32 protein-coding genes and 2 pseudogenes are annotated in these 25,570 nt (G+C 41.4%); 16 read left to right on the top strand and 18 right to left on the bottom strand.

The genetic code is table 11. From position 1 onward, the window contains the following. Window positions 1-56 precede the first annotated feature (56 nt). Both AAHT65_RS13445 and AAHT65_RS13440 read left to right on the top strand, forming a co-directional pair. On the top strand, window positions 57-809 hold the full coding sequence (locus AAHT65_RS13445) for a phosphate ABC transporter ATP-binding protein (protein WP_106047402.1): 753 nt from the start codon (window positions 57-59) through the stop codon (window positions 807-809). Next, a complete protein-coding gene (locus AAHT65_RS13440) occupies window positions 809-1,561 on the top strand; it encodes an ABC transporter permease (protein ID WP_343310363.1) in 753 nt (250 codons plus the stop codon). Before AAHT65_RS13445 ends, AAHT65_RS13440 begins: the two co-directional genes overlap by 1 nt. Window positions 1,562-1,780: 219 nt before the next feature. On the opposite strand, the gene AAHT65_RS13435 is transcribed toward AAHT65_RS13440, so the two are convergent. Then, entirely contained in the window at window positions 1,781-2,599 is an 819-nt protein-coding gene (locus tag AAHT65_RS13435; RefSeq protein ID WP_343310362.1) for a uroporphyrinogen-III synthase, read from the bottom strand. Between the two features lie 248 nt (window positions 2,600-2,847). Here AAHT65_RS13435 and AAHT65_RS13430 point away from each other — a divergent pair, with 248 nt between their 5' ends. Together AAHT65_RS13430 and AAHT65_RS13425 are read left to right on the top strand one after the other, a co-directional pair. Then, the gene (locus AAHT65_RS13430) at window positions 2,848-3,033 is read left to right on the top strand and encodes a hypothetical protein (protein WP_003327494.1); all 186 of its coding nucleotides are present in this window, start codon (window positions 2,848-2,850) and stop codon (window positions 3,031-3,033) included. A 17-nt stretch (window positions 3,034-3,050) separates the two neighbouring features. Continuing rightward, entirely contained in the window at window positions 3,051-3,422 is a 372-nt protein-coding gene (locus AAHT65_RS13425) for a hypothetical protein (protein ID WP_088116960.1), read from the top strand. 41 nt (window positions 3,423-3,463) lie between these two features. Here AAHT65_RS13425 and AAHT65_RS13420 read toward each other — a convergent pair whose 3' ends face one another. The 3 genes from AAHT65_RS13420 to AAHT65_RS13410 are packed head-to-tail and all read right to left on the bottom strand — an operon-like array spanning window position 3,464 to window position 6,482. Then, window positions 3,464-4,003: an AAA family ATPase gene (locus tag AAHT65_RS13420; RefSeq protein ID WP_199680418.1), complete on the bottom strand. Its 540-nt coding sequence runs from the start codon at window positions 4,001-4,003 to the stop codon at window positions 3,464-3,466. Between the two features lie 60 nt (window positions 4,004-4,063). After that, a complete protein-coding gene (locus tag AAHT65_RS13415) occupies window positions 4,064-5,245 on the bottom strand; it encodes a macrolide family glycosyltransferase (protein ID WP_343310361.1) in 1,182 nt (393 codons plus the stop codon). 46 nt (window positions 5,246-5,291) lie between these two features. Further along, window positions 5,292-6,482 carry a cytochrome P450 gene (locus tag AAHT65_RS13410; protein ID WP_343310360.1) on the bottom strand — a complete coding sequence of 397 codons (1,191 nt, stop codon included), beginning with the start codon at window positions 6,480-6,482 and terminating at the stop codon, window positions 5,292-5,294. 382 nt (window positions 6,483-6,864) lie between these two features. Here AAHT65_RS13410 and AAHT65_RS13405 point away from each other — a divergent pair, with 382 nt between their 5' ends. Beyond that, window positions 6,865-7,143: a hypothetical protein gene (locus AAHT65_RS13405; protein WP_061670563.1), complete on the top strand. Its 279-nt coding sequence runs from the start codon at window positions 6,865-6,867 to the stop codon at window positions 7,141-7,143. A gap of 29 nt (window positions 7,144-7,172) precedes the next feature. Here AAHT65_RS13405 and AAHT65_RS13400 read toward each other — a convergent pair whose 3' ends face one another. The 4 genes from AAHT65_RS13400 to fdhF all read right to left on the bottom strand — a co-directional run bounded on the left by AAHT65_RS13400 (window position 7,173) and on the right by fdhF (window position 12,226). Continuing rightward, window positions 7,173-7,790, bottom strand: a complete 618-nt coding sequence (locus tag AAHT65_RS13400) for an NUDIX hydrolase (RefSeq protein WP_425524827.1) — start codon at window positions 7,788-7,790, stop codon at window positions 7,173-7,175. Window positions 7,791-7,907: 117 nt separating this feature from the next. Next, entirely contained in the window at window positions 7,908-8,501 is a 594-nt protein-coding gene (locus AAHT65_RS13395) for a DUF4352 domain-containing protein (protein WP_343310359.1), read from the bottom strand. A 217-nt stretch (window positions 8,502-8,718) separates the two neighbouring features. Then, on the bottom strand, window positions 8,719-9,279 hold the full coding sequence (locus AAHT65_RS13390; protein WP_343310358.1) for a DUF1641 domain-containing protein: 561 nt from the start codon (window positions 9,277-9,279) through the stop codon (window positions 8,719-8,721). Then, on the bottom strand, window positions 9,272-12,226 hold the full coding sequence (gene fdhF / locus AAHT65_RS13385; protein ID WP_212064458.1) for a formate dehydrogenase subunit alpha: 2,955 nt from the start codon (window positions 12,224-12,226) through the stop codon (window positions 9,272-9,274). The genes AAHT65_RS13390 and fdhF overlap by 8 nt, the downstream gene beginning before the upstream one ends. Before the next feature lie 145 nt (window positions 12,227-12,371). Here fdhF and AAHT65_RS13380 point away from each other — a divergent pair, with 145 nt between their 5' ends. The 3 genes from AAHT65_RS13380 to AAHT65_RS13370 all read left to right on the top strand — a co-directional run bounded on the left by AAHT65_RS13380 (window position 12,372) and on the right by AAHT65_RS13370 (window position 14,099). Then, on the top strand, window positions 12,372-12,953 hold the full coding sequence (locus AAHT65_RS13380) for a YjgB family protein (RefSeq protein WP_343310357.1): 582 nt from the start codon (window positions 12,372-12,374) through the stop codon (window positions 12,951-12,953). A 125-nt stretch (window positions 12,954-13,078) separates the two neighbouring features. Further along, window positions 13,079-13,489, top strand: coding sequence for a DUF2809 domain-containing protein (locus AAHT65_RS13375; protein ID WP_106034568.1), 411 nt, complete (start codon window positions 13,079-13,081; stop codon window positions 13,487-13,489). A gap of 136 nt (window positions 13,490-13,625) precedes the next feature. Further along, window positions 13,626-14,099 carry a YjfA family protein gene (locus AAHT65_RS13370; RefSeq protein WP_063637839.1) on the top strand — a complete coding sequence of 158 codons (474 nt, stop codon included), beginning with the start codon at window positions 13,626-13,628 and terminating at the stop codon, window positions 14,097-14,099. Window positions 14,100-14,151: 52 nt separating this feature from the next. On the opposite strand, the gene AAHT65_RS13365 is transcribed toward AAHT65_RS13370, so the two are convergent. Then, complete coding sequence (locus AAHT65_RS13365) at window positions 14,152-15,552, bottom strand: polysaccharide deacetylase family protein (RefSeq protein ID WP_315916759.1); 1,401 nt, start codon at window positions 15,550-15,552, stop codon at window positions 14,152-14,154. Window positions 15,553-15,865: 313 nt separating this feature from the next. Here AAHT65_RS13365 and AAHT65_RS13360 point away from each other — a divergent pair, with 313 nt between their 5' ends. From AAHT65_RS13360 to AAHT65_RS13350, 3 genes are all read left to right on the top strand, one after another. Then, window positions 15,866-16,081 (top strand): hypothetical protein, encoded by a 216-nt coding sequence (locus tag AAHT65_RS13360; protein ID WP_343310356.1) that lies wholly within the window; start codon window positions 15,866-15,868, stop codon window positions 16,079-16,081. A 59-nt stretch (window positions 16,082-16,140) separates the two neighbouring features. Then, entirely contained in the window at window positions 16,141-16,353 is a 213-nt protein-coding gene (locus tag AAHT65_RS13355; RefSeq protein WP_003327511.1) for an aspartyl-phosphate phosphatase Spo0E family protein, read from the top strand. A gap of 212 nt (window positions 16,354-16,565) precedes the next feature. Next, window positions 16,566-16,799, top strand: a complete 234-nt coding sequence (locus AAHT65_RS13350) for a hypothetical protein (RefSeq protein ID WP_343310355.1) — start codon at window positions 16,566-16,568, stop codon at window positions 16,797-16,799. A gap of 58 nt (window positions 16,800-16,857) precedes the next feature. Here AAHT65_RS13350 and AAHT65_RS13345 read toward each other — a convergent pair whose 3' ends face one another. Together AAHT65_RS13345 and AAHT65_RS13340 are read right to left on the bottom strand one after the other, a co-directional pair. Continuing rightward, window positions 16,858-17,520: an MgtC/SapB family protein gene (locus AAHT65_RS13345; protein ID WP_003327513.1), complete on the bottom strand. Its 663-nt coding sequence runs from the start codon at window positions 17,518-17,520 to the stop codon at window positions 16,858-16,860. Between the two features lie 148 nt (window positions 17,521-17,668). Then, the gene (locus tag AAHT65_RS13340) at window positions 17,669-18,094 is read right to left on the bottom strand and encodes a NucA/NucB deoxyribonuclease domain-containing protein (protein ID WP_081250945.1); all 426 of its coding nucleotides are present in this window, start codon (window positions 18,092-18,094) and stop codon (window positions 17,669-17,671) included. A gap of 190 nt (window positions 18,095-18,284) precedes the next feature. Here AAHT65_RS13340 and AAHT65_RS13335 point away from each other — a divergent pair, with 190 nt between their 5' ends. After that, the gene (locus AAHT65_RS13335) at window positions 18,285-18,563 is read left to right on the top strand and encodes a hypothetical protein (protein ID WP_003327515.1); all 279 of its coding nucleotides are present in this window, start codon (window positions 18,285-18,287) and stop codon (window positions 18,561-18,563) included. Between the two features lie 58 nt (window positions 18,564-18,621). Further along, window positions 18,622-18,951, top strand: a complete 330-nt coding sequence (locus AAHT65_RS13330; protein WP_343310354.1) for a hypothetical protein — start codon at window positions 18,622-18,624, stop codon at window positions 18,949-18,951. A gap of 121 nt (window positions 18,952-19,072) precedes the next feature. Here AAHT65_RS13330 and AAHT65_RS21655 read toward each other — a convergent pair. Continuing rightward, window positions 19,073-19,228: pseudogene (locus tag AAHT65_RS21655) on the bottom strand (phage terminase small subunit); the annotation flags it as partial. Between the two features lie 394 nt (window positions 19,229-19,622). On the opposite strand from AAHT65_RS21655, the gene AAHT65_RS13325 reads away from it, so the two are divergent. Beyond that, the gene (locus AAHT65_RS13325) at window positions 19,623-19,904 is read left to right on the top strand and encodes an LCI family antimicrobial peptide (protein ID WP_343310353.1); all 282 of its coding nucleotides are present in this window, start codon (window positions 19,623-19,625) and stop codon (window positions 19,902-19,904) included. Between the two features lie 678 nt (window positions 19,905-20,582). Here the strand turns inward: AAHT65_RS13325 and AAHT65_RS13320 are convergent. Together AAHT65_RS13320 and AAHT65_RS13315 are read right to left on the bottom strand one after the other, a co-directional pair. Continuing rightward, a pseudogene (locus AAHT65_RS13320) lies at window positions 20,583-20,752 on the bottom strand (ArpU family transcriptional regulator); the annotation flags it as partial. A 975-nt stretch (window positions 20,753-21,727) separates the two neighbouring features. Then, window positions 21,728-21,931: a hypothetical protein gene (locus AAHT65_RS13315; RefSeq protein WP_343310352.1), complete on the bottom strand. Its 204-nt coding sequence runs from the start codon at window positions 21,929-21,931 to the stop codon at window positions 21,728-21,730. A gap of 530 nt (window positions 21,932-22,461) precedes the next feature. Here AAHT65_RS13315 and AAHT65_RS13310 point away from each other — a divergent pair. Continuing rightward, on the top strand, window positions 22,462-23,208 hold the full coding sequence (locus AAHT65_RS13310; protein ID WP_010788285.1) for a hypothetical protein: 747 nt from the start codon (window positions 22,462-22,464) through the stop codon (window positions 23,206-23,208). A gap of 57 nt (window positions 23,209-23,265) precedes the next feature. Here AAHT65_RS13310 and AAHT65_RS13305 read toward each other — a convergent pair whose 3' ends face one another. Together AAHT65_RS13305 and AAHT65_RS13300 are read right to left on the bottom strand one after the other, a co-directional pair. Next, complete coding sequence (locus AAHT65_RS13305) at window positions 23,266-23,439, bottom strand: hypothetical protein (RefSeq protein WP_167375097.1); 174 nt, start codon at window positions 23,437-23,439, stop codon at window positions 23,266-23,268. A gap of 72 nt (window positions 23,440-23,511) precedes the next feature. Continuing rightward, window positions 23,512-23,727 carry a hypothetical protein gene (locus tag AAHT65_RS13300; RefSeq protein WP_010788284.1) on the bottom strand — a complete coding sequence of 72 codons (216 nt, stop codon included), beginning with the start codon at window positions 23,725-23,727 and terminating at the stop codon, window positions 23,512-23,514. A gap of 333 nt (window positions 23,728-24,060) precedes the next feature. On the opposite strand from AAHT65_RS13300, the gene AAHT65_RS13295 reads away from it, so the two are divergent. Beyond that, window positions 24,061-24,219, top strand: coding sequence for a hypothetical protein (locus tag AAHT65_RS13295; RefSeq protein WP_167375096.1), 159 nt, complete (start codon window positions 24,061-24,063; stop codon window positions 24,217-24,219). A 65-nt stretch (window positions 24,220-24,284) separates the two neighbouring features. On the opposite strand, the gene AAHT65_RS13290 is transcribed toward AAHT65_RS13295, so the two are convergent. Both AAHT65_RS13290 and AAHT65_RS13285 read right to left on the bottom strand, forming a co-directional pair. Next, complete coding sequence (locus AAHT65_RS13290) at window positions 24,285-24,416, bottom strand: hypothetical protein (protein ID WP_268506489.1); 132 nt, start codon at window positions 24,414-24,416, stop codon at window positions 24,285-24,287. Further along, complete coding sequence (locus tag AAHT65_RS13285; RefSeq protein ID WP_088116950.1) at window positions 24,416-25,546, bottom strand: Rap family tetratricopeptide repeat protein; 1,131 nt, start codon at window positions 25,544-25,546, stop codon at window positions 24,416-24,418. Before AAHT65_RS13285 ends, AAHT65_RS13290 begins: the two co-directional genes overlap by 1 nt. Between the last annotated feature and the right edge of the window lie 24 nt (window positions 25,547-25,570).

Here is a 25,570-nt window from a genome sequence, read left to right as displayed (position 1 = left end):
TATGTATATTCTCGCTTTTCTTTTTTACGGAAAGGCTCAAAAAAGGTGATGAATCAATGAAAGAAACATCTATGAACAGCGGCACATCTGCCATTTCCTTTACTTCAGTTACAAAAAGCTATGAACAAAACGGGGCATCCTTTGAGGTCTTACAAGGCATAACGGGAGAAGTGAAGCAAGGCGATTTTGTCATGGTCTTAGGCCCGTCCGGCTCAGGAAAAAGCACGCTGCTGTCGATATGCAATTTAATGAAAACGCCTGATGAAGGCGAAGTGTACATACATGGGAAGGAGGTCAGAGACTGGAACATCAGTGAACTTAGAAGAACAGTCAGCCTTGCTTTCCAATCCGCGCCCGTTCTAGACGGAACCGTAAGGGACAACCTGTCTCTGGCCGCAAAACTGCATCAAAAACAGCTCTATACCCCAGAAGAGCTTGCGCGCCTCACAGGGCTTTCTGACGAATTGTTAGATCGCAGCGCGCGGGATTTATCAGGCGGTCAGCGGCAAAAGCTATCTTTGGCAAGAACGCTTTCGAACCCCTCTTCTATTTTATTATTAGATGAGATCACATCCGCCTTAGACCCAGTTTCGGCCCTAGAGATTGAAGAGCTGATCATCAGATTGCACAAAGAAAAAAAACTGACGGTCATGTGGGTGACCCATAACATTGAACAGGCAAAAAGGGTTGCTGATACAATCTGGTTTATGGCCGATGGCCGGGTGCTGGAAACTGCTGAAAGCGGGGTCTTTTTTACTGATCCAAAGCATGAGGCGGCCAGAGAATTTTTGAAGGGAGGCACCCGGTGATGGATTACCTTTCTCTCTCATTGACAATGATCTTTGTTCTGATCGCTTTATTTTTATCCAAATCATTTAAAGCCGGTGTGGAAAAAGATATGATCATCGCGACGATAAGAGCCGCGGTTCAGCTTCTTTTGATCGGTTATATTTTGTCGCTGATTTTCCACTCGGACCACCCGGCATTTATCATTCTAATGGTACTGTTAATGCTCGCCGTGGCAGCTCAAAATGTTGTAAAACGCAAAAAGATAACGATCGGATCATTTTGGAGAGTGTTTCTTACTCTGGCCATTGTAGAAATCGTCACCCAAGGGGTTCTTCTGGCGCTCCAAGTGATTCCGCTCACCGCCAGATATGTTATTCCCATAAGCGGAATGGTGATCGGAAATTCTATGGTGCTGGCAAGCCTGTTTTTAAATCGGCTCGGCTCTGAAATTACGGTGCGCAAAGAGGAAATTCAACTCATTTTGTCACTTGGCGGAACACCTAAGCAATCCATTCAGCATATCCTCACTTCCTGTATGAAAATGAGTATGATACCGACGCTTGAAAGCCAAAAAACATTAGGGCTCGTACAGCTTCCAGGTATGATGACAGGCCAAATCCTGGCCGGAGCGGACCCGATACAGGCGGTGCGCTTTCAATTATTGATTGTGTTTACAACCATGGCCTCAGCCGCGCTGACGTGCGTCATTTTAAGCGTGCTTACATATCCGTCTCTATTTACAGTACACCAGCAGTTAAAGCAGCAATCATAAGACAAAAAGCCGCTGTTCCCATTGGGAAAGCGGCTTTTTTACAGGCTGGCCATCCAGCTTAACTCTTTCTCCCCTTCACATTCTCTTGCTTCTCCTCATTTACATGTAAATGAAATCCTCTCCTTTATTTATTTTTTACAAAAAACAGGACAATTCGTTAGTGAATCGTTTTTTTTACGTGCGATCAGGCTTACCCATGTGTCATTTCAGTCTCAGCCATTAATTTTCCGGCTGCGTCTCATAGAAGCGGGACAGCTCTATAATCATAGCGCCCATCCGCTCAATATCGGGCGCTAGCAATCGGCTGATTCCTTCTTCCCGTAGCGCCTCAGCGGTCACTTTGCCGACAGCTGACGCTAAGACGTCTTCCTTAAATGCATCCTTGACTTGATTAATGCTGCCTTTTTCTCTGGCAAAATCAAAAAGCGAACGGACCTGAACCGCCGTGGTAAAACAGACCGCGTCAAGCTTACGATCCATCAGTTCACGGCATAATAAGTCCACAGTTTCCGGTTCAGGCGGAATATGCCGATAAGGCAAAATCGGCAATACAGATGCTCCTTTTTCTTTAAGAAAAGCTATTAACGACGGCGCCTTTTCTCCATGAAGCTGCACCATGACCCTTTTTCCCGAAAAATCATACGCTTCTAAAGAGCGTATCAGCCCTCCGGTTGTTCCATCCTCGTCAACTGCTGCCGGAACCATGTCCATTTTTTTCAGAGCGGCAAATGTTTTGTATCCTCTGCAAGCAATTTTCGCTTCTCGAAGCGTTTTTAAAAATGGCTCCTTCACTCCGATTTTTTCTGCCAAGTCGACCAAAGTCTCAGTACCGATACCGGTCGTAAAAATCACCCAATCTGCTTGTTCTTCAACAAATCTACGTAAATCGGGTTCCACTTGCTTGTCAGCTAAGAAAACCGTCCCTTGAAGAGAACGAACAACAGGCACTCCCCCTTGTTTTTTGATCAGCGTGCTGATTTCTTCCGTTTTCCGCGACCCGCCGATGGCAATGCGCTTCCCAAGTAATCCTTTTCCCATAGCTGTTCCCTCTTCCCGTATGTAGTGTCAGCGACAGCCTATTTGAATGGACCTTATCATTACTTTTTATCAAAAGAGACCATCCAACACACCGTTCATTCGCTCATCCAATTTCCTATCAATATAAGATATTGTTGCGTAAACTATTTCGAAAAGCAAGAAAAATAAAGCCTTTGCATGCCGTTGAATACACGGGGCGATTGCTGTAATATTAACCACTGAGACAATTGATTACCGGAGGTTTTATGATGGAAACTGCAAAAGAGTATGAAACAAAAGGATATGACACAACCGTTATTTACGAATTTAATGAATATCCCGACGTGCATAGCGGGCGCTGTGACAATTGTGACTATACGCTGTTTAAAAGCTCAGTGAAGAGCGGAAAATTCCTAAGAGAATGCCGCAGGTGCGGACTGAAAAAGAATATTTAAATAGGGGGTTTGATTTTATGGGCAGAAAAGTTCACTTTGGCGAGCAAGAAGTCACTTTATTCTTAACCGGCTTACATCCTTTTCTGGCTCTCAAACATAAAATCAGCATGCCTTACGGTAACATTGAAAGTGTAAATGTCGATTATTTTGATGCACCCAAATGGATGCTCAGAATGCCCGGAACCTCAATTTCACCTCTTCATATATATGAAGGCAGCTATAAATATGCGGATGAATGGTATTTTCTTTCCTATGAACGAAGAGAGCCTCTTGTCATCATTGAATTAGACGGCCATAAAAAATATCGTTATGTTATATTTGCGATTGACGATCCGACGGGAACGGCTGCCGAGATTCGGAGGCGGATTAGGGAATATCATGAAAGATGAGCCGTGTTACGTTTTCGTTTTAAAAATAGAAAACTCACGATCTATGTTATTTTCGCTTCTTTATCTAAACCGCTGATGATCTCTTCCACTGTCTCTTCCGGCGTTATATGTGAGGAGTCGATCCATAAACCGATCCGCGGCGTTTCCGTTTGCAACACTTTCTCAAGAGAGAGAATCTCTATTTTGCCGTACCCTTTCTTCGGACGGGAAAACTCCCTGGCCGCTATTATGTCTGGGTGAGGCGCCAAGACGATGACATACAAGGGACGACTTTTTATAAACTCCACCATGTCGCCTAACATCGGACCAATGATGACATCTTGCAAAACGACATTGAATCCCGATTCAAAATACATATCCGCTGCTTTAGCTGCCAGCCGGTGACGAAGGAGCAATTGTTCCAACGCTTCCTTTGAGGGAGTGTCTGACATTTGCACCTCGCCATTAACTATCATTTTTCTAAATACATCTCCCCGTACATGAACACTTTTCTCCAAACGCTCTGATAGAAGCTGCGCAACGGTAGATTTACCTGCTGCCATGACCCCGGTAATTAAATAAATCGCATTTTCTTTTTCCATAACATCACACCCTTCTCCGTAAAAAAACCGGAATCTTAAGCAGATGCCGGTTCAAATTGTTTATTGCGGAACGACAGACTTTTTCATAAACGTTTCGATCTCCGCCGCGCCCTGTTCTGCTCCGCCTGCTTCCTTTACATCTTTCTGCATATCTTTCACGCGGCTGTGAATCTCTTTGTCAGAGAATATATTACCGATCGCCTGTTGCAAACGAGGTACACTGACCTCTTCTTTCGGCAGGTAGATTCCCAGCCCTAATTCTTCAACACGCTGAGCTGTGAGTTCCTGTTCATGCATTTGCGGAATCACTACAAGCGGCACTCCCTCGTTCATCGCTTCCATCGTGCTGTTCATTCCTCCGTGAGAAATAAATACATCAGCTTCCGTCAATACGTCCAGCTGCGGAACGCGCTGGCGGACCGTGAAGTTGTCAGGAATATCACCAAGACTGTCAGGCTCAATTGATTTTCCTACTGACATAATGACATGCCATTCAGACCCCCCAAAAGCCTCCATACACATTTGATAGAATTCCGGCCAGGCGTTGAAGGCCGTTCCCAGTGAAATCAGCATAAGCGGGCGATCGCCTTTCTCTTTTAACAACAGGCGCTCTTGTTCGCTTCGTTTTCCAAGAGACGGACCGATAAAACAGAAGCGGTCGTCGAAGGTTTCGTTCTTAATCTGAAAAGAGCGCGGCATAAAGACAATATTAAACGCTTCTGGTATAGCCAGTTGTTCAAATGAGACAGCCGGTAAGTTTTCTTGCTTCAGAAAGGCCTGAAATTCAGCCTCTGCTTCTTTGACTTGTTGGAGCATCTCCTCAGTTCCCATCTGAAAGGATTCATTTTGAGCGTATGACGAACAGAGTCTGACAGCCGGCACTTGAAGCTTATCGGCTAACAGTTTTCCCGCCAGTGCGATAAAATCATAGACGATAAGGTCAGGCTGGTCATCTTTATACAATTCTTCTAGCTGGGGCAAGATTCCAAGCGATTCTTTCAAAAACATAAGCGGCGTTTCGTTTTTTTCCATCAATTCTTTAATTTGCTGAGGATCTACGGAAATGGTTGTTTCATATAAAAGCGGGCGGGCTCCCGCTTGTTGAACCGCCGGGGCAAATTCCTCTGTCGTAGCGTATGTTACCCGATGTCCTTTTTCACAAAGCTTCTCCACTAATGCAAGTGTGGGGTTTACATGGCCATACGCAGGGATATTAATAATTGTGATATGATGCTGTTTCATTTTTCAGCCTCCAGTCTTAGTTTGAGTCTTTTGTTTCTGGAAAATTCTAAACTTTTACACGAAAACTCTTTAATCCATAAATCACACTGTTTGCAATTGGCGATATACTGATACGTTCCATGCCAGGGAACGCATTTGTCAGAGCTTTCAAAGCAATTTGTGCTTCAAGACGCGCAAGCGGAGCACCTAAACAAAAGTGATTGCCGTGACCAAACGCAATATGCGGATTAGGATAACGATGAATATCAAATATGTGTGCCTGTTCAAACTTCGCTTCATCACGATTCGCAGATGCCACAAAAGCCAAAACCATATCTCCTTCTCTGATGAGATGCCCTCTTATTTCCACATCCTGTTTGGCGATTCGCCGCAAAATCGGTGCGGGAGCCCTGAAACGCAAGGCTTCCTCCACTGCCTGAGGAATAAGCGCCGGGTCGTCCCTGAGCTCATCATAAGCCCCAGGCATGTCTAATATGCTGTACATCGCGTTTGATATTAAGTTGGTCGTCGTTTCATTCCCTGCCACAAGGAGTAAATTACAAAACGGGATCAATTCTTCTCCGGAAAGCTTCTCACCTTCTTCTTCCGCTTTGACTAAAATCGAGATGAGATCTTCTTCCGGTTTTTTCCGTTTCTCTTCTATGATGGCGGCAAAAAACGCCGCTAACTCTTGTTCGCATTTGTTTCTTTCTTCCTGAAAAGCTTTTTCTGCTTCCTCACTGCCATCCTTTGGTGTGCTTACGAGAATGTCCGACCACTTTTTAAATTGATCCATATACTCTGAAGGCACGCCCAGCAGTTCAGATATCACAACGACAGGAAGAGGATAAGAGAAATCCTGCACTAGATCAAACTCCCGGCTTCCAAGTAAACGATCAATTAATTCATCTGTAATGCCCTGAATCCTCGATTCCCACTGCTTCAAGACCCGTGGAGTAAACGCTTTGTTGACAACTGAACGAATTTGCGTATGTCTCGGCGGGTCCATATTAATGATTGAATTGCCCAGTGAATTCGCTTGCTGCTTCACATAATTGGAAAAACCATTTTTATCCCCGATTATTTTTTTCACATCTTCATAAAGAAAAACGCTCCACACTTGGTTTTCTTCATCATAATGGACAGGGGATTCCCTTCTCATTGATTCGTACCACGGAAATGGATGGTAAGCATCCTGTTTGTTTATCCCTTTCAATATAGCTCGCTTTAAAGCCTGCCGCTGATTTACTACATTCATTTTCTCACTCCCCATCAAACAATGTGTTGTTCTCGTCACCACCTCCTGCTATCGCCAAAGAGAGGGATGTAAAATTAAATTCTTGAATCAGGAAGTCGGTTTTGAAACAACGAGGTGCAAAGAGGCATCATATATACCCTCTCGAATTTCGTTCATCTTACCATAATCTTTCATTTTTTTTCTATTCATCGCCATTGATACGGCTCACAACGTGACTATAGGCATAATCATCGGATACTGACTCAGATTCACCAGCTTATCAACACCCAAAAACAACTTTGTTCAAACCATATGAACTATTAAAAAAAATGACTTTTCCATTATTTCAATAAAGTACGATATATGATTAAATGAAGAGTAAAATTGTGAAGGAGAGAACAATATGACAGCCCAGACTAATCGTCAAAAACTGTACGCAGGAATGATACTTTCACTCGTATTTGTGATGTTTGTGTTCTCTTTCTCTGAGAAACATTCAAAACCGCTTGCTGAAGGAAATAAACAGGAAAACTGGCACACCGTGGTCGATAAAGCGTCAGTTGATGTATATGGAAATCAATTAATTGAAGTAAATCAATTGAAAAAGAAACTTGGCAGCAAAAAAGCCGATTCTATTATCACGCTTCTTAAACTGGCCAGTGAGAAACATATCGCGTTATAAATAAAAGAGCCTTTCGGGCTCTTTCATTGTTAATCAAACACCGTTTCCTTTTTCGGATCTTGCAAAAAGTCAAAAAGCATACGGAGCTGTGAGGCTGTATTTCTTTTCGGGGATAAACGAGGCAGACTGTCTGCTGAAAAAAAAGCTGTATGATTCGTCTCTAAACCGCTTTTTGCTTGCCCGCCGACAATTCTGCATTGAATAAAGATCTTATAGTAATGGTAAGGCTGAGGCGGATGAGGATGCTTATGGGTGTCCAAAACGGCCAGTAATTTATCGGGAACGGTATCATATCCTGATTCTTCTTTGATTTCTTTTACAACATTTTCAGCCGGCGATAATCCAATCTCACAGAACCCGCCCGGCAGCGACCACAGATCATCATGGATCTCCCGTACAAGCAAAATACGATTCTCATGAAATACCACGCCGCGAACATCCGCTTTCGGAGTCGGATAGCCCGGCTCGCCCACAAATAAGTCTGCAATCATTTCTATATCCGAATCAGAGTAATCTGCCATCATTTCCATGCCGACCTTATTTAACTCCTCATATCTTTCTCTGTCATAGGCGTCTTTCGAAAAAGCGAGACCCGCCTGCGCTATTGCTTGAATGCGCTTCGCCCGCTCAAGCCACTTTATATTCATGTATATCACCTCAACTGAACAAATCTGAAAGTCCTTACCATTATACCATATTCTGGTTATCGACTTATAAAAAATAAGCACGCTTCCTAGGTGCGAAAAACGTGCCATGAGCTGTACCTATCTAAGTGTGATGAGATAATGAATATTTTCTTCTTTTGTCAAATCAAAAAAAGATGGTTTATAGACGAGCGTGAGGTCCTTTTCCCCTTTAGGAACCACGAAACTGATTGTTCCGGTTACTTTTTTGCCGGAAGCTAAGTTTCCTGCTTGAATGTACGTGTCTATATCTGGGGTCGATACTATATTAGGTAAAATGGTTTTATCTTTCCCGTCCTTTAATTCAAACCCTAATATACTGTAGTCTATTGATTTTTCGCCTTTATTTTCAATTGTTACCTCTGCAATTAAAAATTCCTCGTTCTTTTGCAGAGATCTTTCTTTTTCTTCACTTAATTTCACCTTATACTCGCCTTTTTGTGCAGTATAAATCTTATTGACTGAGAAATTAGTGTTCATAGCTTTAAAAGTCTCGCCACTCTTATGTACCTCTTCATCTGTTTTGTTTTCAGTTTTGTCTTTTGTTGTTTCTTCTTTCTTTTCGCTTGCTTTCTTTTCTTCCTTTTGTTCAGCTGAAGCATCGTTTGATTGGCTGCATGCCGTAAGCGCTAAACCAATTGTCAGCATGAATAATAACAATAAGACTTTTTTCATTCCTGTTCCCCCATCTAAAGTAATCGTTTTCTATTATAAATAGATTACCTCTCTCATTAACAGGGAATAAAGTAATGTTTTTACCAAACTTCATAAACTTTCCCTTCATTTGTACGGTAAAAAGGCTGAGTCATATGATCTTTTCGGATTTACAGCCGATTTGAAGCGGTGTTTCACAAAAAACCCGAGCTGCCGTTTTCAGCTCGGGTGTCAGGAATCAATCTCGTTTATCCATGTCACTGTTGTCGTGCGGCTCTTGATGATGCTGCTGATGTTCGGGAGGCTGGGTATTTCTCTCCTTCTTCTTTGTATCCTCCCCCATGCCTTTCAGAAAAGTAAACAGCATGGTGACCGCCTTATTGATTTCCGGGTCTCTTAAGGAACGGAGAATATCAAAATAGCCTATTTTTTCGTTGCTGTCTTTTTGTTCCGCTGCAGCTGCCACACCGGCGTTGATCTTCAGGATGAAAGGCTCCAGCTGTTTTACATTGAGCATTCCGAGCGTGCCACCAAGCAAAAGAAGATTCTTCAGCATATTTGCCGTTTCAGGCTTGTCCGCTGTTTTCACCAATATATCCATCACCTTGTCGCCTTGGCCAAACAGTCCGCTCAATGCAGACAGAATCCCGCGGTCATTCATATGGCCCAGGATATGCATCGTTTCGAGAATGGCCTCTTTATGATCAATTAAAGCCGTTTCAATTTCCTCTAAATCCCGTTTGCGCTGATCCTCTTCTGTCACAGTTTGTTTTTGAATCTTTGTGATCGCTTTAGCCATTATGTTTCAGCCCTTTCTTTACAGCATCTCCAGGGAACATATAATCCTTCCGCGCCCATTTCCTTTGAACCTGCACACCGATTTGCGGCTGAGGATTTCCGTTTCGATGGTTGATTTTCGGAAGCGGATTAATTCCATCATGTTTTAAAATTTCCATTTTCGCAGAGGTTTCTTTATAAGCAGGTGTATCTGTATCCTTGTCTGAATAGCTGCTTGTTAACAGGTTGATCGCCGCCTCTTTGGAATCGTTCATCGGCAAGTAGACTTCCTTTCCTTTGACGCGATCAGTGATGAGGCATTTCACCTTCACATTTCCATATGGTGAAGTCAGCCTCACCAGTGTGCCGTCTTTGATCCCTCTTTCTTCGGCGAGCTCATGGGAAATCTCCAAAAATGCATTCGGCGTTTTTTCAGAAATACCTTTTGATTTATACGTCAGATTGCCTTCATGGAAATGCTCTAAAAGACGCCCGTTATTTACGTGAATATCGTATTCCTCGCCAAACTCTGACGGCTTGGTCCACTGAACTGGGTAGAGAACGGCTTTGCCGTCCGGAAACGGGAATTCTTCTTCAAATAATAATGGCGAATCTGTTCCGTCTGCGCTCACTGGCCATTGCAGGGAGCTGTATCCTTCAAGCCGTTCGTATGTTACACCGGCATATAATGGCGAGAGCATCGCAGCCTCTTGCATGATGTCAGCCGGATGATCGTAACTCCAATCCGCACCTAATTGATTGGCGATTTCCATAATAATCTGCCAGTCCGGTTTTGATTCCCCAAGCGGCTCAAAGACTTGATAAAGACGCTGAATCCGGCGCTCCGTATTCGTAAAGGTTCCGTCTTTTTCAAGACTTGGGCTTGCCGGAAGCACAACATCCGCATATTCCGCTGTACGGGACAGGAAAATGTCCTGAACGACAAAGAAGTCAAGCTTCTCGTAAGCAGCGTGAACGTGATTAATATTGGAATCCACAAGCCCCATTTCTTCCCCTTTGACATACATAGCTTTCAGCTGCCCAGAGTGAATTTCTTCAATCATTTCATGGTTTGTCATACCTGGTTCGGCCGGTATTTCCGTCCCCCAGCCTTGTTTATATTTTTCCCGCACTTTTTCGTCTGTCACTTTTTCATAGCCCGGCAGGCTATCCGGCATACTTCCGAAGTCGCTGGCTCCCTGTACATTATTGTGGCCGCGCAACGGATAAGAACCGGTGCCCGGCTTCCCATAATTTCCTGTCACCAGCAGCAGGTTGGAAATCGCTGTGCTCGTATCGCTGCCTCCGATATGCTGCGTGACCCCCATCGCCCATAATGCACACATACTGTCCGCTTCGTGAATCATGTTTGCGATCTTGATAAGTGTTTGCTTATCAATGCCGGTTTGTTTTTCTGCGTATTCCATTGTGTACGGCTCAAGACTCTTCACAAATTGATCCAGACCATTGACCCTATCATTAAGAAATGCCTCATCGGCCATGCCATTATCAATCAAATACTTTGAAACCGCATTAAGCCAGACGATATCGGAACCCGCGTCAGGCTGGATAAATAAGTCGGAACGCTCTGCCATTTCATGCTTTCTGAGGTCAGCTACAATCACTTTTTGGCCTCTCAATTTGTGGGCTCTTTTGATTCTTGTCGATAATACAGGGTGTGATTCAGACGTGTTGGAGCCGATAATCAATATAAGCTCTGCCTTTTCTATATCCTGAATCGAACCTGAATCTCCTCCGTATCCGACTGTCCGGAATAATCCGGCTGTAGCGGGGGATTGGCAATAGCGGGAGCAGTTATCCACATTATTTGTGCCGATCACTCCCCTTGCGAGCTTTTGCATGAGATAGGATTCTTCATTCGTACATTTCGAAGACGTAATAAAAGCAAGCGCGTCAGGGCCGTATTCCTCTTTAATACTTGAAAACTTATCGGCAATCAGCGCTAACGCTTCCTCCCATTCCGCTTCACGGAAATGGTCGCCCTCCCGGATCAGCGGCTTTGTCAGCCTTTCCTCGCTGTTTACAAAATCCCAGCCGAATTTTCCTTTGACACATGTGGAAATACCGTTGGCAGGGGCTTCTTGCTGCGGTTCGACCTTCAAAATGTCTCTGCCTTTCGTCCAAATGTCAAAGCTGCACCCGACTCCGCAATATGTGCATACAGTTTTCGTTTTCTTTATTCTTTCATCTCGCATCGCCGATTCCATGTCTGAAATGGCAAGAATGGAACCATAGCCGGTCTCAACGCTTTTTGTCATTTCAATCATCGGGCGAAGGGTTTCTTCAGTTATACCCGTTAAATAACCAGCTTCCCCTTCCATCCCTTTTTCCATCATCGCGTTGCACGGACAAACGGTGGAGCAATGGCCGCAGGAGACGCATGAGGATTCGTTAATGGGTACGTCGTTATCCCAAATCACACGCGGACGTTTACGTTCCCAATCTATTGTCAGCGTCTCAGTTACCTGTACGTCCTGACATGCCTCTACACAGCGTCCGCACAAAATGCATTGGTCCGGATCATAACGGTAAAACGGGTGAGACTCGTCTTTATGGTACGGTTTTTGGTCGAACGGAATGCTTTGGTGATTGATTTTCATTTCCTTCACCGTATTATGTATTTCGCATCCCCCGTTGTTGTAATCACAAACCGTACAGTATAGTTCGTGATTATATAAAATGTTATCCATCCCAATCACTTGCGCCTTTTTCACCTCAGAGGAGAGAGTATCAATCACATCTCCATCTTTTAATTCGGCTGAGCATGATCTCACCAGTTCCCCATTTACACTGACAATACAAGTATCACAAGTCTCAATCGGGCCGAGGCTCGGATGATAGCATACATGCGGCACTTCAATAGAGCTGTCAGAAAGCAGATTCAGCACGTTTTGTTCCCCGGCTGTCTCCATTTCGACGCCATTTACAATCACTTTACAATTTGTCATCTGACATTTCCCCTTTCTCCCCCTTGTATATCACTAACTAAACATTTCAGTTCCCTCACAGCCGAACATCAAAACATGAAGAAGCCATGTTTTGGCTAGGAAGCTCAAGGGAAACGATATTATATCTTGATGGAGGAGGTATAAAATGCTCACAAAAAAAACGATGGCTGCTGCGGTCACAGTGACTGTATTGACAGGTTCTGTATTAGGATTGGGAATGGTGTCCTTTTCTGCGCCGGCACAAGCTGCGTCTCAATCGGCAGCTGCATCTGAAACGACAAACCCACGAGCAGCTGAGATTCTGAACGAGCTTTACAACACCGCCTTTAAAGGAGAAATGCCTCAAGATATCGAAGGTCTGAAACTCAACAAAAGCACACAAAGCGATGTCTATAACAAAATCGGAGAACCGGAGAAAAAAGCGGATGCCGGCAACCCATTCGATTTATACAGCTCAAATATGGGAAATCCCGGATATGGATTTTCCTATAACAAAGACAATACCATTTCACAAATCCGCTACTTCGGAACCGGGGTGGAAAGACAGCAAAACCTCGGCGGAATCACGCCGGCTGTGTTAAGTGAACAAATCGGCAGCGCGGATAAAATTCTAACTGTTCCGCACACAAATGAAACAGATTATGTTTACTTCACAGGCGACTATGAGCTTCATTTTGTCATCGGCAGCGACCAGACAGCCGACCATGTAAACTTAAAAGCGAGATAGATGTTTAGAGAAGAGCAGCGGCTATCAGAGCCGCTGCTTTTTTTATTGTGGACACACTCACCCATATTCCTTACAATACATCTGGAGAATACGTGCGGGAAGATATGTGAAATGAGGTTTTTCAGATGATTGATGAACGGAATAGATTTGCTTATGCCGGAATGGCTGCTGTTGTCATGGGGCTGGGATTATTGTCCAGAAAAATCTCTGATGTTCTGCCGGATGTATTGAATATCTATGCAGGCGACGCACTGTGGGCGCTGATGATTTTCCTTGGGGCCGGATTTGTTTTCCATACGATGAAAACATCGCGGGCGGGATTGATAAGCCTTGCGTTTTGCTACCTTATTGAATGCAGCCAACTGTACCATGCCGACTGGATTGATCGGATCAGAGACACAACACTTGGCGGATTGGTGTTAGGGTATGGGTTTTTATGGAGCGATTTGGGAGCTTATACGATAGGAATTGGGATAGGTGTTGTGATAGACATTACCTGCAGGGATTTCAGGAGACACAAATTAAAACACAGATGAATCAGCTGATCTGATTACACTGCAAGTGACTTCTTAGAAAAAAGACCTTTAAATAAATAAAAACGACAGACATGCATTTTCGCATGGGAGAGTAATATGATTTATTGTTTCTCATTTGAAGGAGGTAAAGTGATTGATGAAAAGCTTGTTCATGAAAGTGTCCTTGATGTTTCTAGTCACTGCATTGTTTTTGGCCGGCAAAGGCATTCCCGTTAACGCCGAAACCCATTCCTACGATGGAAAAAGCCCATATTACAATGACTGTGATTCCAGCGGTTCCACAAAAAAATCCTCTAACTTAGTGAATGCAAACAATCAAGTCATTGGCGTGGTGGAACTGAAATTCAGCAGTACTTGTAAAACAGCTTGGGCTAAAATTTCGATGAACAACACGCTGACATCCGGTTATGAAGCGAATGCGGAGATTACCCGCAACACGGATGGAAAGCGGTATAACTGTGATTCTTCAGGAGGCAATGGCAAGGCGGTGGCAGGTCAAAAATCTTGTTATACGCCGATGGTTTATGATTTAGACCCCAGGAGTTCATACGCTTTTGGCAAATATTCTGGACCAAGCCTGAATGTGTGGGCTACAACTGGCTCTTATTGATTTCAAAATAAAATAAAGGCTGCCAAGATCCCCCCTTGGCAGCCTTTCAAAACTATTTTTCTTCTCTTTGTTTTTTTATTTCCTCCATTTGCGTAACAGTTACCAATTGATACCCTTCATCTGTTAATTTGCGAATAATTTCATCCGCTGCATCCGCAGATGTGGAATAGATGTCATGGATCAGTATCGTTTTTCCGTCCCCCGCTTGGCTTAAAACGTGATTGACGACAGTTTTTTTATCACGGTATTTCCAATCTTCCGGATCAACATCCCATAAAGCGACTTTCATGTTAAAAGCGCTGCGCAGAGAATCATTTAAACCGCCATATGGAGGCCTTACGTGTGTCGGCCGGTAGCCGCTTATCTTTTCAATGATATTCTGTGTGTCATTGATCTGTTTCATCGCTTCTTGAACGGAAAGCCTTGTAAGAAGCGGATGGCTCCATGAATGGTTCCCGACCTCATGTCCTTCTTTCAGCGTTCTCTTTAAGGTTTCAGGATAATATTGAACCCTGTTTCCCAGCACAAAAAACGTAGCGTGCCCATTGTATTTCTTTAACGAATCCAAAATTTGATTGGTTGTCGCAGGATTCGGGCCATCATCAAAGGTTAAAGCAATAGCTTTTTGAGCGGGATCAATCGTTTCCTCTTTTGGCAGGGAAATGACTTCGTGTTTAGGTTTATTTTCCTTGATTTTATTCTTGTTTTTCTCTTTATTCAAATACTTTTCTTTCATCATATCTTTCAAAAGATCTTTTTTAATCGCAATGGATTGCTCACCGAGATATCCGGCTGCTACCTGATATTTATCAAAATAAATTTCCAGATAATCTTCCTTTACCGCAAAATGGCTGAAGTTTTTCTGAGTCGGAGCCGTTCCTTCTTTTAACAGCTCATCATTGGCGGCAATCTCTTTTTCTTTCTTTAATTCTTGATAAGATATGTATGAAAGCTGATTCAGATAATCTGTGTCTTTTTTAAAAACATCATTAAGCTTGATAAATTTTTGCTTATCAAAGTCAAAATTAAATGTCGTTTGAGTTGTTTCTCCATTCGCGCCGCCTAAATATTTATATTCATTGAACACGACTGCTACCGATTGCTTTGCGTAATGAACGATATTGTAATTTATATTTAATTCGTATCGCGTTTTCGTGCTTTCCTGATTTGCTTTTTTGTATTCCTGCTGAAACTTATGAAGTTCTTTTTCTGCATAACTCTTAAACTTCTCATCAATAACTTTATTTTTAAATACAGGATAGTTGACGGCATAGTTATACGTTTTTCCATCGTTAACGAGAGTAGCAATCTCTACATCGCCGTATGTTGAATCCATTTTTATCTTTTTCTTTTCATTGTCGTTTGAGATTTTATTTTGACAGTAACCAATGATGCCCGCCATTAATACAATCAGCAATAGCACATTGATCCACTTTATTCTGCTTGCAAACAAATCTTTCTCCTTCTTTCGTAATCATTTCGTTTTAAAATCCACAGATGATAAACTTTAGCCCTATATTCCTTTCTTTACATCAAGCGATCATCCTAACTTTCAAATTGACATCTAATTGTAACAATAAAGTAACATTCGTTTCCCATTTGTAATATTAAGAGTTTTAGCAGTTCTTGTCAAACATTTTTCATATGATTTGAAAAGAAAAATCCTTGAGAATCAGCCAAGATCCCAGAAAAAAAAGATGTACTTACACTATCTGGGAAAAAGGGAATATAGTAAACAGAATAAAAAAACCAGGGAGGTTTTCCTCTTGAATTATCCTTATTATGAAGATTTTGAACAAATCGATTTTGCCGATGAAAGACAGCCTTATTATTATCCGCGCCCGAGACCGAGACCGCCATTTTATCCGCCTTACTACTATCCAAGACCAAGACCCTATTATCCATTTTATCCCCCTTATTACTACTATCCGAGACCTTACTATCCGTGGCAATACGGATATGGATATAGCGGAAGGCCCTAAATTGGTTTAAGGCATAACGGAACACTTGTGACGAGGGGGCGCTTCATATTAAAATAAGGATGAACTCCATCCTTTTCCGCCCCGAATTATGGAGTGATTTTGTTATTTCAGAGGCAGAACAAAAAGAATTGCTTAAAAACATCGAAATCACGAGAGAAAAAATGATACTGTCAGCAGTCAAAAAAGGCCGGATTCATCCTGACACGATCAGACTGAGCGAAGCATTAGATGTATTGCTGAATCAGTATCATGCAGATAGAAAGGGGGATTAGCCCCCTTTTTATGTTGTCTAAAACTTCTTCGGACTCCCTCTTTACATATATTTCATCACCGGCGATAAGCACCCTGATTACTTACTTTAGATTCACTTTCTTTAGCTCACGCAAGGAAGCCAGACCTGATTCCTCTTGGCATAAATAGGCGAACACTCATATTCCGAAAACATAATATGTACTACACAAGTCTAGATATTGGAGGCTCTTATATGTATTCACACTTGAATTCGCATTGGCCTTATTCAACTAAAAAAACCTCTTCCTCAGCATGGGGTTACCATCCGCAGGAATTTGCAGAAAGGCTCAGAAATCTGGAATATAAAATGGAACAATTACTTAAAATGAGCGAACAAAACAATCAATTGCTGCGTTCAATTGAAGAACAACAAAACCGCGTATGCACAAACGGCGGCAGCGGCGGATCAGTCATTGTCCGAATGTAAGAGAAACACATCTGAATAAACCAAAAAAAGGCGGCTCACCGCCCTTTTTTAATGCGCTTTATTCCACTTTCACAGACAAAATATGAGGGATTGACTGAATCGTTTTAATGAGCTCTACTTTACCGCTTTTATTCTTGGCTTTCCCTTTTACCTCAACGGCATATATGATTTGATCCCCTGCTGTTTTGTTCTTTATTTCATAAGAAGATATTAAAATGCCCTTTGCTTCTATGTGCTCAAGAATTTTGTATATAGAATCTTTTTGGTCCGCATCAAAGCCGATGAATAAAGAATGCGTGGATATCGATTTGAACAAGACATTTAAAAGTTCAAGACCGATCAATGCCAGTATCGTCCCGCTGATTCCGATTACATACATTCCGGCGCCGATTGTCAGTCCTATTCCCGAAGTAGCCCAAATGCCGGCCGCCGTCGTAAGACCGCGAACAATATGCCTTTGTAAAATGATGGTTCCCGCACCTAAAAATCCGACCCCGCTTACGACTTGTGCGGCGACCCGGCTTGGATCCAAGGACGTATGTTCATTCTGAATGATATCGGAAAACCCATATTTAGATACAAGCATCATTAATGCACTGCCTACTGCAACTAAGAAATGCGTCCGCAAGCCGGCTTCTTTCGCTCTAAATTCTCTTTCTAAACCGATAAGTGCGCCTAAAAAGCCCGCAACCGCTAAGCGAATTACAAAATCAATGTCCATCCTGTCACTCCTTTCCATATCTAAATACCACAAAATTGCGGTTTATATACTACCGGGCAGAAATTAGAGTGTATAACTTGAGACGGGACGAACAGACTGAGAATAGTTAGAAAAAACTTGTACGGACTTGTTCAAAAGAAGGCTCGCTCTACTGTACGATAAATAATACTCTCGTACCATCAGAATAACCGCTCATTTGATTCCCGACCCATGAACCGGCGCCTCGATTATCAGATGGGGTGACATACCGGATATCCGCCCCGGCCCCGCCTTCTTCACATACAGCCATCGGCCACTCATCCCGGTCATACCCCGGTTTCGTAGGAATCCCCTTTAAAGACTCCTCCCTGCGCTCATCCGCCCCGGCCCTGTCAATCGTACATACATCTGAATGCCCGGCCGCTATCGCATCTTTAATGTGATCGCCGGTTTCAGGATAGCGTGAAAATGGGAAGTAAAGAACCTGATCATACCGTGATGCGCCTTTGACATCCTGCGGAGCATACACTTCCGCACCCATCAATCCAAACAATATCGCTGCGGTCAGAAATAAGCTCGTGATCCATTTTTTCATCGTATACATTCAACCCCCATTTTGTACTTACAGTTAAATGTATGGCGGGTGTTTACAGATTATTTAAATGATCTGTATGAATATTAAATGAGCAATGCGAAATTGAACGTTTACCCTACGGAGTTCGTCCAATCGATTTAACTCAAAAGTGAATAACCTATCATAATTAAACAGAGAAAGGAGCATGAATATGAGTCATTTCTATGAAGATGATGAGGATCACTATTCAAAAGCAAAATCAGATAGCCATGCAAAAGCGAAGGCTTATGCCCAAAATGACAACGATTTAAAAAATGAAGATCGAAATACTAATATTGCAAAAGTCGAAAATAGCGGAAATTCAAAAGTGGATATTAAAGTTGATGTAGATACGAAAGCAACAAAAGTGCGTACTGAAGACGACCCTGATGAAGAATCAGCACAATCTCAAAACCAAAATAATTCAAATAATAATTCAAACCCATCGTAAAGACTCGGAACGATTGATTTAAAAAAACCCTCAGCCTTTAAAGAAAATGGTGAAATCCATGGAAGACAAAGTTCATAACATAATGGAGTTTAATAAAAAAAGGCCCGAGATCGAAAAAGCCAACCCGGAAAATACTCATATCAAAGGTTCCATCATAGAACACAGCGGAAATTCAGAAGCCAATGTTCACGTAAATATTCAAATTGATACAATGCCGATCGCATTCGCCATTTTGTGCTCCTCATTGGCCTCCAATCAAATATCAAAAGAAGAATTCGATTCCGCCTACCATCAACTATTAAATATGAATGTTGATTATATGAGCCAAAAAAACGCAGGCGATCCATCTCACGTGAAACTCATTGATCAGCAGGTTTGGGAGAAGTAATATCTTCTCTCTTTTACATAGAGACTTTATGGAAATCAGCCTTTTGTAACTTTGTAATGTAGTTAGCTATTCTGATAGAAAAAAACAATAGACCCGTCTATTTAGACGAGTCTAATAATTTATGTGTATAAGTTTGAATGGGTGCACCCTTTTTTCTTTCCCAGCTCTATGCCGCTGTATCCATGATTTCATAGTGTTCACTGACACCCCGTATTTTTCGGCAAGCTCCTTGTATTTTGACGTAATCTTTCTGCGCCTGAATATGCTTTTCTGCCATTTACATTCACCGCCGCCTCCTTTTGAATTGTGTTTGTTTTGAAGAGAAACCACCCCGCACTCTAGCCGTTAACCACCAATTTCCCATCCTGTTATTTACTATAATTTGTATAACTTCTTTTCTATATACTTATCAATATCTCTAAAATACGCCGCCGCAGACAATGAAATGATTGCCCCGATTAAACAAGATTCGCTTTCATATCCGGCCTGTAATTGTCTGGAAGTATGTCAGGAATCCGTATTCCATCAGCAGAAGCAATATTCTTAGTGCCAACAAATCCCCCTAGCTTAATTAGTCGTTCACAAAAGGTTAACATAAATTTACATGAACAATTTTTACAATTCATGTAATAATACAGTTGTATCAAAAAAAATAAAGGGAGTGTTTAAGAATGAAAATGAAAAAAGTTTTAACTGGTTCCGCATTGTCCCTTGCTATGCTTGTTTCTGCAGTCCCTGCTTTAGCCGCAAGCCCAATTACAGCGGGAGTTGAAAAACAAACTGAAGTATCTACACAAGCTGTCAAAAAAACTATTGAAATTCCTGGTTATTCTTCTCGCTGGTCTATTCCTAATACAACAGTGTTTATGGGATCAACATTCTATTTAAAGGATGCTCGGCAAGAAAGCAACGGAACTTGGACGGGAATATTTGAAGGTTGGTATAACGGTTAATAAGATGTGAAGGGTGAAAAGCCCTTCACTTTTTTATATTCTTGGATGCCAGCCGATTCAGCAGCAAGCGCAATACCCCCTATTTCCGACAGAATAGCACTCACAAAGAATGCAACCGCTACGGGAGCCCAGACCACCGCTTTAGAACAGAAGTTGAGGCCGAAAATACATTGCCCCTGAAAAAACTGCTTTCGTGGCTTTTGCAGAGAAATGGCTTGAAAAGAAACTCTTAAACCTTACTCTTACAGGACGTCTAAAAGTATTTCTAGTCATTTAAACAATCATATCCTTCCAGTATTAAGCCATAAAAATAGATAAAATAAAAAGCCTTCACATTGTTGATTTTATTGATGCGTTATCTAAAGGAAGAAGTGGCGGGTTAGGCGTCCAAACAATCAGAGATATATTTAAAATTCTTCAAGAATAGGTCAATTCCTAGAACAATTAATGGCGAATCACTTATAAGAAACCAAAATCAAAAAGCTCAAAACGCTTTGTTAAGATGTCTGATTTTTATATGGATGAGTTAGCCTCCATTACAAAATGAGATGAGAGCGTGATGTTTCCCCACAACGCGGCCGCGTCTTGATCACGCTCTTTGACAGGGAGTTTCTCTCTGTTTAGTAAGGGAGGGTGTTAGCAGCACCCTCTTTTTTTATAGAAAACAAGCCGTATTTAGGACTTGCCTTTTTGCGGGAATAACCCAATGACTACTTTTCCTTTTGCTCTTTCCTATTCTCCGCTTGAATTTTTAATGATCTATAGGTTTTCAGCTCTTTTATGACAGTGTTACGTACTTCCTTTTCATTCACTTCCGGAATAAAAGACAACTGTTTTGCTGCTTGCATATGAGTACCTCCTAAATAGTAGAAGCGGGCACTAAACAATGCCAACACTAAGGTAATAAGTTCAGTGCCCGCTGGGGGTTTCTCATCTTGGGCTTATCTTCTATGAAGTTTTTATATAATTGTCATTTATTTTATTGGTGATAAATAAAGATCTGAAAATCTATACTAGCAATAAAACCCGCATTAGTTTCCCCATAAATTTCAAGTTCACCATTCATTTTTTTACTTTTCCAACCCCAATTAACTGATGAGTTTGTTCAATCAAGCTTCCAATGAAAGTTGATGTAAGTCTTCAAGTTCAAAAGGTCGGTTCATTTTGCAGCACTCCCCGTGTTATAAAATTAATTGTCGAGATTAACTAAACCGGGGCCTAGTGCTGCGGTTTTTTTGTTTAGGACATTTCGCTTATCAAGTTCTTCCTCTGTCAAATTGAAAGATCAGGCCGTTACTTCTATGAGTCTTTCTTTTTAACAGAAACCGCAGATATAGCAGCAGAAATAACTATCCGCTCCGCTTCTTATACACTCTCTGTAACATGGAGAATTAAAAAAGGGAGGGCGCCCATACACATATTGGGAGCTTCCTGGATAAGTCCATGGATAAGAATTATATTGTTGTCGCTGATACAAATGGAAAGGCGGGTAATAATACAACATTTTCAACTCCTTTTTCAGTTTCCAATATTATACTTACCCACACCCTTTTTAGGTGTTTGTCTCTTGCATAATTGGGCGGTTGCCTAATAAATGGATAAAAAAAGTGGATTTTTGTTGCGCAAAGTCCGTGCCCTGGAACCATCACAAAATCTTCCGTAAGACGTTTTATAGGATAATCTCTCCTTGTGGGCACCAATAACCCTCCATCCATTTTTAAGCCGGCTGAGCAGCTCTTATTTTCTCAAAGGTTCATAGAGGTGGACGGCTTGTCCATCCTCCATGCGAAACAGCAAATACCAACGCCGCTTCCTTTTACACATTAGGCTGCTCTGTGTTCGCCCTCATCCTGGTTGTCTTCTTTTTCATCGCTTGAAGGCAAATGGTATTCACTGCTTTCATCCAGAGGAATAGATGGTTTTTCTTTTTCCATAGGCTGAGCTTCTGCGACCTGATCCTGTTTCCAATCCCACCAATCTTCAGTGAGTGGAGCAACTTCTTTTCTGTATTCGTTAATGAGATCCACAATGGCTCCTGATGACATATCAAGCTCATTAGCAAGCTTTCGGTATGATTCCCCTTCAATGCGGCGTTTCGCGATTTCAGCAATATTTTCAGGGAATCACTCAAGTGCTGGAGCCATGCCCTCAGTAATAAATGAGTCGACAACTCCCGCTCAATTTACAAGCACTTTCCAAGCGGGCTCGAACCGCTGACCTCTTCCTTACCATGGAGGATGTCGGCAAAAGTCTTAGAAAAGTTTGGTATGATAAAAGCTTTTATAGCAAGGTTTCATTAGACACAAATACGGTTTAGACAAATTTAAAATGGGGACGTATAATCTTGTTCGTCCCCATTTTGTCCCCATGTCCCCAATAAACCATCTAATCAGCTATCTCTGTTTACATTAGTTCCTCCATTTATAAATAAATGATCCAATAGAATCTCCCACTCCCTTTAAATAGAAATATATGGTAAAAAAGTCTCTGTTACGAGAAACAGATAACCGTTACAATCGACATGGGCGCCCATTTTTTTTAATAAGGGAGGAGTTATATGAAGAAAAAAGCAGTTTTAATGAGTATCCTGTCACTGTCTTTATTAACCACCTCAATTAGTCCAAGCTTAGCTTCAGCAAAAAACACAGAAACAACCCAGACTAAATCCTCTATGATTCTCTACCAGGATGAATTTGTTCAAAATATGGATGGAGAAAAAACCACAGTCAGAACCGTTGAAGATGTCGACACCATCACCACTACATTCAAAAGTCAAAAAGGAACCCAAGAATTTAAAACTGATAAGGATTCAGGAAAGATTACAGTTAGTAGCAACTATTTAAGTGATGCCGCTGTGAAAGAAAACGAGGAACAAGTCAACCAAATTGCAAACCAATTTGTTGACGATAATAAAGAGGCTATTACTTCAAACAATGCTTCTTTATCCAAAGTAAACTCAGATTCCATTGATATTCAGAAAAGAAAAGGTAAATGGGCATGGAGTAAATGGGAAAAATACAGAATCCGAGTAGAAGATAAGGCTACAACCGGGATTATTACAGCTGCTATCTTGGCCAGAATTCCGTATATTGGCTGGATAGCGGGTGCTGCCGCCGGAATATATATTCAATACAAAATGAAAACCGGGTATTTCAGCGTAAAATACGGAACAGCCGCAGACACTAACCAGTGCTACCTATGGTCTAAAAAACGAGTGAAATTGTTCCAAGATAGCAAGCGGAAAAAACTGAAACTTGACGAGACATCTAGCCCATGGAAAGTTTACATGTGTGGTACTGGTTGATCAAAACAAAAAAGAACACTCTTTACTTGGGAAGTCCCGAGTTAGAGTGTTCTTTTTTTAATCATGTTTTTTATAGAGCGTTTTAAGCAAAATGAATTGGTATGCTCCGAAAATTAAAGTTAGAATGATCACTGCTGTAATTACTTGTTCAGCCGGTAAAATAAAATAAACAAGAACGAAAGAGAGCAAAAGTACAACGTAGCCAATATTAAAGGCCTTTTTAAATGTCATTTAACTCCCTCCTTTTTACAATCATATCATGATCATTGACCACATATAACATTTTTAAAAATTAATTTTCCATTATCTGTGTATTATTTTTAATGTTCTGGGTGATCCCACTTCCCAAGTTACATATTCTTTTCTTTTCAGAGCATCTAACAGCCCTTTCACTGTACTGGGTGAGGTTACCCCTAACAGATTCATCAATTCTCTATATGTAGGTGCAAAACCCTTTTCCTTAATGTATTTTTCGATGACCTGGAGTGTTTCAAATTGTCTTTCTGTAATTTTACGCATAATTCCTGACCCCTCTTTTATATGTTGCAGGAGAAACAGCAAGGATATTTTCGATAGTAAACGTCTTTGCTTGACGGCTGTTGAAACAAAAAGCGCGTATGTAACTCTGATTGATTTGCCGAACAATTATCGACCTTTTTGTGATAAGACCGTCATTTCTCATATAAATCATATCTAATGCTGTTTTCTCAGTTAATGAACGTTTCAAGATCGATTCCATTGCATATTTTTTCTCCTTCTTTACCTTTATTTTATACGAACTTTTGTTCTGTTTCAAGTTGAAAAGGGTATGTTTGTTCTCGTGTTATTTACTCGGAGGAGGAGGCAATCGGGATGAATGACTTTGAGCGGAAAGTATATCGGATCATTTTTAACATGACCCACTTCGGGAAAAATCCCTCTTTGGACGAATTGAAGAGAAAAACCGGGAAGGATGAACGCGCTATACGAGAAGCGGTTAAGAATCTCATGAGGCAGCGTTTGTTGAAATGATAGAATAAATGGATTGTTTAAAAACCCCACCTTAAAAAGATGGGGTTTAAAAGGGTAATACTCACTTAGATATTAATAGCTTTTTCGGCTACATAGAAAGTTTCAGAATCATTCATAGCAGCATACGCCTTTTCCACATTTAATAAACCTGTAAAAAGAATACCAATTAAAGCGGAGCTGATTAAAAATTTCTTCATTATATAGCCTCCGTAACCTTAAGTATTTGTGTTTGGGCATGTATAGTTCTCTTTAAGAAGCTTCTTCCCTCTGCATAATTTCTTTGCTCATAATGAAAGTCGCCTAATTTTTCTGTTAATTCTGCAAAGTCAGACCACAGCCGTTTCTTTTCCAAATAGTCTAAGCTTCGATATACTTCTGTTTCATTATATTCTTCATATAATGAATTAATGATCTTTAATTTCGCCATGTATTCTTCTTCATTAGAATCTTCAGCCCGATTTAAAGCTGTTTCATAAAAGAAACGTGCTTCCTTCGGTTTGTTGCTTTGGTAAAGTACATTTGCCATCATATATAATGACCTAACACCATACACTGTATCAAGATGTTCTTTCATGTCTATTGCTTTTTTGAAGTGCTCTTCAGCTGCACTTAGGTTTTGGGCCCTAAAATAAACTAAGCCTAAATTATGAAAGATCACTCCAATGATCCTTTTTGCTTTTTTCTCATTCATTCCCTCAGCGACGCTTAAAGCTTCCCGGTAATATGATTCTGCCTCTGTCAGCCGGTACATATCGTACATATTAGCTCCAAACATCATATTGCATCCAATCACTTTCACATTATATAACTGATTCTTTTGAAACAAATGCTTAGCTTTTTTCAAATGATTCAGGGAAACAAAATGCTGATCAATTTGATAATAGGCATCCGCTATTTTGTAATGAAATTCAGCTTGTTCCATTTCATCTGAAGCAGCAGTCAATTCTCTCTCAGCTTTACGATAATAACTTATCGCTTCAACATATTCTTTATGATCAAATTCATACATCCCCCGGAAAAATAATGAGTAATATTTTAAAAGGCCTGTAAGTCTTTTTTGCGGTTTTTCTATTTTTTCTAGTAGTTCTTCTATTGTGGGACGATCCCGATATCTGTCTTCTGGCTCTAATGAGTCTAACATCAATTGATGACGGAAACACATCAGCGAATAATAAACAAGTAAATCCTGATCCTCTTCCATCTCCTCTATTTCTTGCTCCACTTCCGCCTTTAAAATCTCTGCATCAGGAACACTGAATTGCCGAATCATTTTATACCATTCATTGATTTTGACCCCTACTTGAGACGACGGTAAAACTTGATCCATACATATCCCTCCCTCTAATGTATA

Origin of the sequence: Bacillus atrophaeus (assembly GCF_039519175.1) — a bacterium.
Classification (GTDB): Bacteria; Bacillota; Bacilli; order Bacillales; family Bacillaceae; genus Bacillus; species Bacillus atrophaeus.
Note: the sequence above shows the minus strand (reverse complement) of the source record. Positions and strands in the feature narration are given on the sequence as shown.

What these genes read in the sequence shown, in the direction of transcription:
- AAHT65_RS13330 (WP_343310354.1), top strand. Translation starts at nt 18,622, where the DNA reads ATGGAAGACAAAGTTCATAACATAATGGAGTTTAATAAAAAAAGGCCC.
- AAHT65_RS13390 (WP_343310358.1), bottom strand. Translation starts at nt 9,279, where the DNA reads ATGGCTAAAGCGATCACAAAGATTCAAAAACAAACTGTGACAGAAGAG.
- AAHT65_RS13355 (WP_003327511.1), top strand. Translation starts at nt 16,141, where the DNA reads ATGAACTCCATCCTTTTCCGCCCCGAATTATGGAGTGATTTTGTTATT.
- AAHT65_RS13345 (WP_003327513.1), bottom strand. Translation starts at nt 17,520, where the DNA reads ATGGACATTGATTTTGTAATTCGCTTAGCGGTTGCGGGCTTTTTAGGC.
- AAHT65_RS13435 (WP_343310362.1), bottom strand. Translation starts at nt 2,599, where the DNA reads ATGGGAAAAGGATTACTTGGGAAGCGCATTGCCATCGGCGGGTCGCGG.
- AAHT65_RS13420 (WP_199680418.1), bottom strand. Translation starts at nt 4,003, where the DNA reads ATGGAAAAAGAAAATGCGATTTATTTAATTACCGGGGTCATGGCAGCA.
- AAHT65_RS13305 (WP_167375097.1), bottom strand. Translation starts at nt 23,439, where the DNA reads ATGACATTTAAAAAGGCCTTTAATATTGGCTACGTTGTACTTTTGCTC.
- AAHT65_RS13375 (WP_106034568.1), top strand. Translation starts at nt 13,079, where the DNA reads ATGATTGATGAACGGAATAGATTTGCTTATGCCGGAATGGCTGCTGTT.
- AAHT65_RS13430 (WP_003327494.1), top strand. Translation starts at nt 2,848, where the DNA reads ATGGAAACTGCAAAAGAGTATGAAACAAAAGGATATGACACAACCGTT.
- AAHT65_RS13310 (WP_010788285.1), top strand. Translation starts at nt 22,462, where the DNA reads ATGAAGAAAAAAGCAGTTTTAATGAGTATCCTGTCACTGTCTTTATTA.
- AAHT65_RS13415 (WP_343310361.1), bottom strand. Translation starts at nt 5,245, where the DNA reads ATGAAACAGCATCATATCACAATTATTAATATCCCTGCGTATGGCCAT.
- AAHT65_RS13370 (WP_063637839.1), top strand. Translation starts at nt 13,626, where the DNA reads ATGAAAAGCTTGTTCATGAAAGTGTCCTTGATGTTTCTAGTCACTGCA.
- AAHT65_RS13410 (WP_343310360.1), bottom strand. Translation starts at nt 6,482, where the DNA reads ATGAATGTAGTAAATCAGCGGCAGGCTTTAAAGCGAGCTATATTGAAA.
- AAHT65_RS13445 (WP_106047402.1), top strand. Translation starts at nt 57, where the DNA reads ATGAAAGAAACATCTATGAACAGCGGCACATCTGCCATTTCCTTTACT.
- AAHT65_RS13425 (WP_088116960.1), top strand. Translation starts at nt 3,051, where the DNA reads ATGGGCAGAAAAGTTCACTTTGGCGAGCAAGAAGTCACTTTATTCTTA.
- AAHT65_RS13285 (WP_088116950.1), bottom strand. Translation starts at nt 25,546, where the DNA reads ATGGATCAAGTTTTACCGTCGTCTCAAGTAGGGGTCAAAATCAATGAA.
- AAHT65_RS13335 (WP_003327515.1), top strand. Translation starts at nt 18,285, where the DNA reads ATGAGTCATTTCTATGAAGATGATGAGGATCACTATTCAAAAGCAAAA.
- AAHT65_RS13340 (WP_081250945.1), bottom strand. Translation starts at nt 18,094, where the DNA reads ATGAAAAAATGGATCACGAGCTTATTTCTGACCGCAGCGATATTGTTT.
- AAHT65_RS13290 (WP_268506489.1), bottom strand. Translation starts at nt 24,416, where the DNA reads ATGAAGAAATTTTTAATCAGCTCCGCTTTAATTGGTATTCTTTTTACA.
- AAHT65_RS13380 (WP_343310357.1), top strand. Translation starts at nt 12,372, where the DNA reads ATGCTCACAAAAAAAACGATGGCTGCTGCGGTCACAGTGACTGTATTG.
- AAHT65_RS13350 (WP_343310355.1), top strand. Translation starts at nt 16,566, where the DNA reads ATGTATTCACACTTGAATTCGCATTGGCCTTATTCAACTAAAAAAACC.
- AAHT65_RS13405 (WP_061670563.1), top strand. Translation starts at nt 6,865, where the DNA reads ATGACAGCCCAGACTAATCGTCAAAAACTGTACGCAGGAATGATACTT.
- fdhF (WP_212064458.1), bottom strand. Translation starts at nt 12,226, where the DNA reads ATGACAAATTGTAAAGTGATTGTAAATGGCGTCGAAATGGAGACAGCC.
- AAHT65_RS13395 (WP_343310359.1), bottom strand. Translation starts at nt 8,501, where the DNA reads ATGAAAAAAGTCTTATTGTTATTATTCATGCTGACAATTGGTTTAGCG.
- AAHT65_RS13400 (WP_425524827.1), bottom strand. Translation starts at nt 7,790, where the DNA reads ATGAATATAAAGTGGCTTGAGCGGGCGAAGCGCATTCAAGCAATAGCG.
- AAHT65_RS13300 (WP_010788284.1), bottom strand. Translation starts at nt 23,727, where the DNA reads ATGCGTAAAATTACAGAAAGACAATTTGAAACACTCCAGGTCATCGAA.
- AAHT65_RS13440 (WP_343310363.1), top strand. Translation starts at nt 809, where the DNA reads ATGGATTACCTTTCTCTCTCATTGACAATGATCTTTGTTCTGATCGCT.
- AAHT65_RS13325 (WP_343310353.1), top strand. Translation starts at nt 19,623, where the DNA reads ATGAAAATGAAAAAAGTTTTAACTGGTTCCGCATTGTCCCTTGCTATG.
- AAHT65_RS13295 (WP_167375096.1), top strand. Translation starts at nt 24,061, where the DNA reads ATGAATGACTTTGAGCGGAAAGTATATCGGATCATTTTTAACATGACC.